At 59.5% G+C, this 3,557-nt stretch carries 2 rRNA genes; both read left to right on the forward strand.

Features of this window, described 5'->3' with window-relative positions:
- Positions 1–198 precede the first annotated feature (198 nt).
- A 23S ribosomal RNA gene (locus QRT03_RS31975) occupies positions 199–3,290 on the forward strand.
- Positions 3,291–3,420: 130 nt separating this feature from the next.
- Positions 3,421–3,537 (forward strand): 5S ribosomal RNA (rrf, locus tag QRT03_RS31980).
- The last annotated feature ends 20 nt before the right edge of the window (positions 3,538–3,557 follow it).

Here is a 3,557-nt window from a genome sequence, read left to right on the forward strand (position 1 = left end):
TGTGGTTCGGCGTGGTGGTCTGCGGGTGGGTTTGTCAAGTGGATAGTGGACGCGAGCATCTTTTTTTCCTGGTCGCCACGAGAACCTCGATGATTCAGGGTTGTTGTGGTTGATCGTTTGTTTGCTTGTTGACTGTGTTGATGTGGACGCCGACGGCGACGTGCACGCACGAGTGTGTGTGGTTGTTGTTGGTGTGTTGGTCAAGTTGTCAAGGGCGCACGGTGGATGCCTGGGCATCAGGAGCCGATGAAGGACGTGGGAGGCCGCGATAGTCCTCGGGGAGTTGTCAACCGAGCTGTGATCCGAGGGTGTCCGAATGGGGTAACCCGGCAGCCGTCATGGGCTGTCACCCCCGCCTGAATGTATAGGGCGGGTGGAGGGAACGCGGGGAAGTGAAACATCTCAGTACCCGCAGGAGAAGAAAACAACAGTGATTCCGTGAGTAGTGGCGAGCGAAAGCGGAAGAGGCTAAACCCCGCCTGTGTGATAGCTGGCAGGTGTTGCTGGTGGGGTGTTGTGGGGCGTCATGTCCGGGGGCTGCTGACCCTGGGCGTGGTGGTGGATGGTTAGTCGAAGGCGTTGGGACGCGCCGGCGTAGAGGGTGAGACCCCCGTAGACGAAAACTGTCCGTCATCGCGTGGTGGCGTGCCCGAGTAGCAGCGAGCCCGTGGAATTCGCTGTGAATCTGCCGGGACCACCCGGTAAGCCTAAATACTTCCTGATGACCGATAGCGGACGAGTACCGTGAGGGAAAGGTGAAAAGTACCCCGGGAGGGGAGTGAAATAGTACCTGAAACCGTGTGCCTACAAGCCGTCAGAGCCTGGAACTTGTTCCGGTGATGGCGTGCCTTTTGAAGAATGAGCCTGCGAGTTAGCGGTACGTGGCGAGGTTAACCCGTGTGGGGTAGCCGTAGCGAAAGCGAGTCCGAACAGGGCGTTTCAGTCGCGTGCTCTAGACCCGAAGCGGGGTGATCTACCCATGGCCAGGGTGAAGCGCCGGTAAGACGGTGTGGAGGCCCGAACCCACCAGGGTTGAAAACCTGGGGGATGAGCTGTGGGTAGGGGTGAAAGGCCAATCAAACTCCGTGATAGCTGGTTCTCCCCGAAATGCATTTAGGTGCAGCGTCGCGTGGTACTCACCGGAGGTAGAGCACTGGTTGGCCTAGGGGGCCTACAAGCTTACTGAAGTCAGCCAAACTCCGAATGCCGGTGAGCGTGAGCGCGGCAGTGAGACTGCGGGCGATAAGGTTCGTAGTCGAGAGGGAAACAGCCCAGATCGCCGGCTAAGGCCCCTAAGCGTGCGCTAAGTGGGAAAGGATGTGGGATCGCCCAGACAACCAGGAGGTTGGCTTAGAAGCAGCCACCCTTGAAAGAGTGCGTAATAGCTCACTGGTCAAGTGGTCCTGCGCCGACAATGTAGCGGGGCTCAAGCGCACCGCCGAAGCCGCGGCAACACCACGGACACCTAACGGTGGTGGTGTTGGGTAGGGGAGCGTCATGCGGGTGGTGAAGCGGCGGAGTGATCCAGCTGTGGAACCCGTGTGAGTGAGAATGCAGGCATGAGTAGCGACAGCAGAGTGAGAAACTCTGCCGCCGGATGACCAAGGGTTCCTGGGCCAGGTTTTTCCGCCCAGGGTGAGCCGGGACCTAAGGCGAGGCCGACAGGCGTAGTCGATGGACAACGGGTTGATATTCCCGTGCTCGTGTAGGCGCGTCCATGGCGAGCCCAGGTGTGCTAACCGCCCGAACCCCAAGACTCCTTCGGGAGTCGACCGGGGGAGCGCGGGATCCTGCCTGGTAGTAGCCAAGCGATGGGGTGACGCAGGAGGGCAGCTCCGCCAGTGAGTGGTTGTACTGGTGCAAGCGTGTAGGCCGGTGCATAGGCAAATCCGTGCACCACATGAGGCTGAGACGTGACGCATAGCCGTTGAGGCGAAGCAGAGTGATCCCATGCTGCCGAGAAAAGCCTCTAGCGAGTTCCTACGCGACCCGTACCCCAAACCAACACAGGTGGTCAGGTAGAGAATACCGAGGCGTTCGAGCGAACTGTGGTCAAGGAATTCGGCAAAATCCCCCCGTAACTTCGGGAGAAGGGGGACCCGGTCACCTGAAGCCCCGTGCGGGCTAGGGTGGTGGGGTCGCAGAGACCAGGGGGAAGCGACTGTTTACTAAAAACACAGGTCCGTGCGAAGTCGCAAGACGATGTATACGGACTGACTCCTGCCCGGTGCTGGAACGTTAAGGGGACCGGTTAACCCTCACGGGTGAAGCTGAGAACTTAAGCGCCAGTAAACGGCGGTGGTAACTATAACCATCCTAAGGTAGCGAAATTCCTTGTCGGGTAAGTTCCGACCTGCACGAATGGAGTAACGACTTCCCCGCTGTCTCGACCACAGACTCGGCGAAATTGCACTACGAGTAAAGATGCTCGTTACGCGCGGCAGGACGGAAAGACCCCGGGACCTTCACTACAGCTTGGTATTGGTGCTCGGTTCGGCTTGTGTAGGATAGGTGGGAGACTGTGAAGCCCTCACGCCAGTGGGGGTGGAGTCAACGTTGAAATACCACTCTGGTCGAACTGGGCATCTAACTTCGGGCCATGATCTGGTCCAGGAACAGTGCCTGGTGGGTAGTTTAACTGGGGCGGTTGCCTCCCAAAGGGTAACGGAGGCGCCCAAAGGTTCCCTCAGCCTGGTCGGCAACCAGGTGTTGAGTGCAAGTGCACAAGGGAGCTTGACTGTGAGACCGACGGGTCGAGCAGGGACGAAAGTCGGGACTAGTGATCCGGCACCTCCTGGTGGAAGGGGTGTCGCTCAACGGATAAAAGGTACCCCGGGGATAACAGGCTGATCTTGCCCAAGAGTCCATATCGACGGCATGGTTTGGCACCTCGATGTCGGCTCGTCGCATCCTGGGGCTGGAGTAGGTCCCAAGGGTTGGGCTGTTCGCCCATTAAAGCGGTACGCGAGCTGGGTTTAGAACGTCGTGAGACAGTTCGGTCCCTATCCGCCGCGCGCGCAGGAGACTTGAGGAAGGCTGTCCCTAGTACGAGAGGACCGGGACGGACGAACCTCTGGTGTGCCAGTTGTCCCGCCAGGGGCACGGCTGGTTGGCTACGTTCGGAAGGGATAACCGCTGAAGGCATCTAAGCGGGAAGCCCGTTCCAAGATGAGGTCTCCCACCCCTACGAGGGTTAAGGCCCCCACCAGACCAGTGGGTTGATAGGCCAGACATGGAAGTACCGCAAGGTATGCAGTGGACTGGTACTAATAGGCCGAGGACTTGCCCGACACACCACCAACACCCACACACAGGGCCCGTTGGCACACACGGCAAAGCCTTCATGCAAACACACGAAATTCTGCTGCTCGCGTCCACATCCACACCCACCCCCCACACCTTGTGGGGATGGTTCGGTGTTCCGGTGGCTACAGCGGAGGGGAAACGCCCGGTCCCATCCCGAACCCGGAAGCTAAGCCCTCCAGCGCCGATGGTACTGCGACCGCCAGGTCGTGGGAGAGTAGGACACCGCCGGAACACCCAACCACCCCCACACA

The sequence above is a fragment of the Actinomycetospora termitidis genome (genome assembly GCF_030286555.1).
Taxonomy (GTDB): Bacteria; Actinomycetota; Actinomycetes; order Mycobacteriales; family Pseudonocardiaceae; genus Actinomycetospora; species Actinomycetospora termitidis.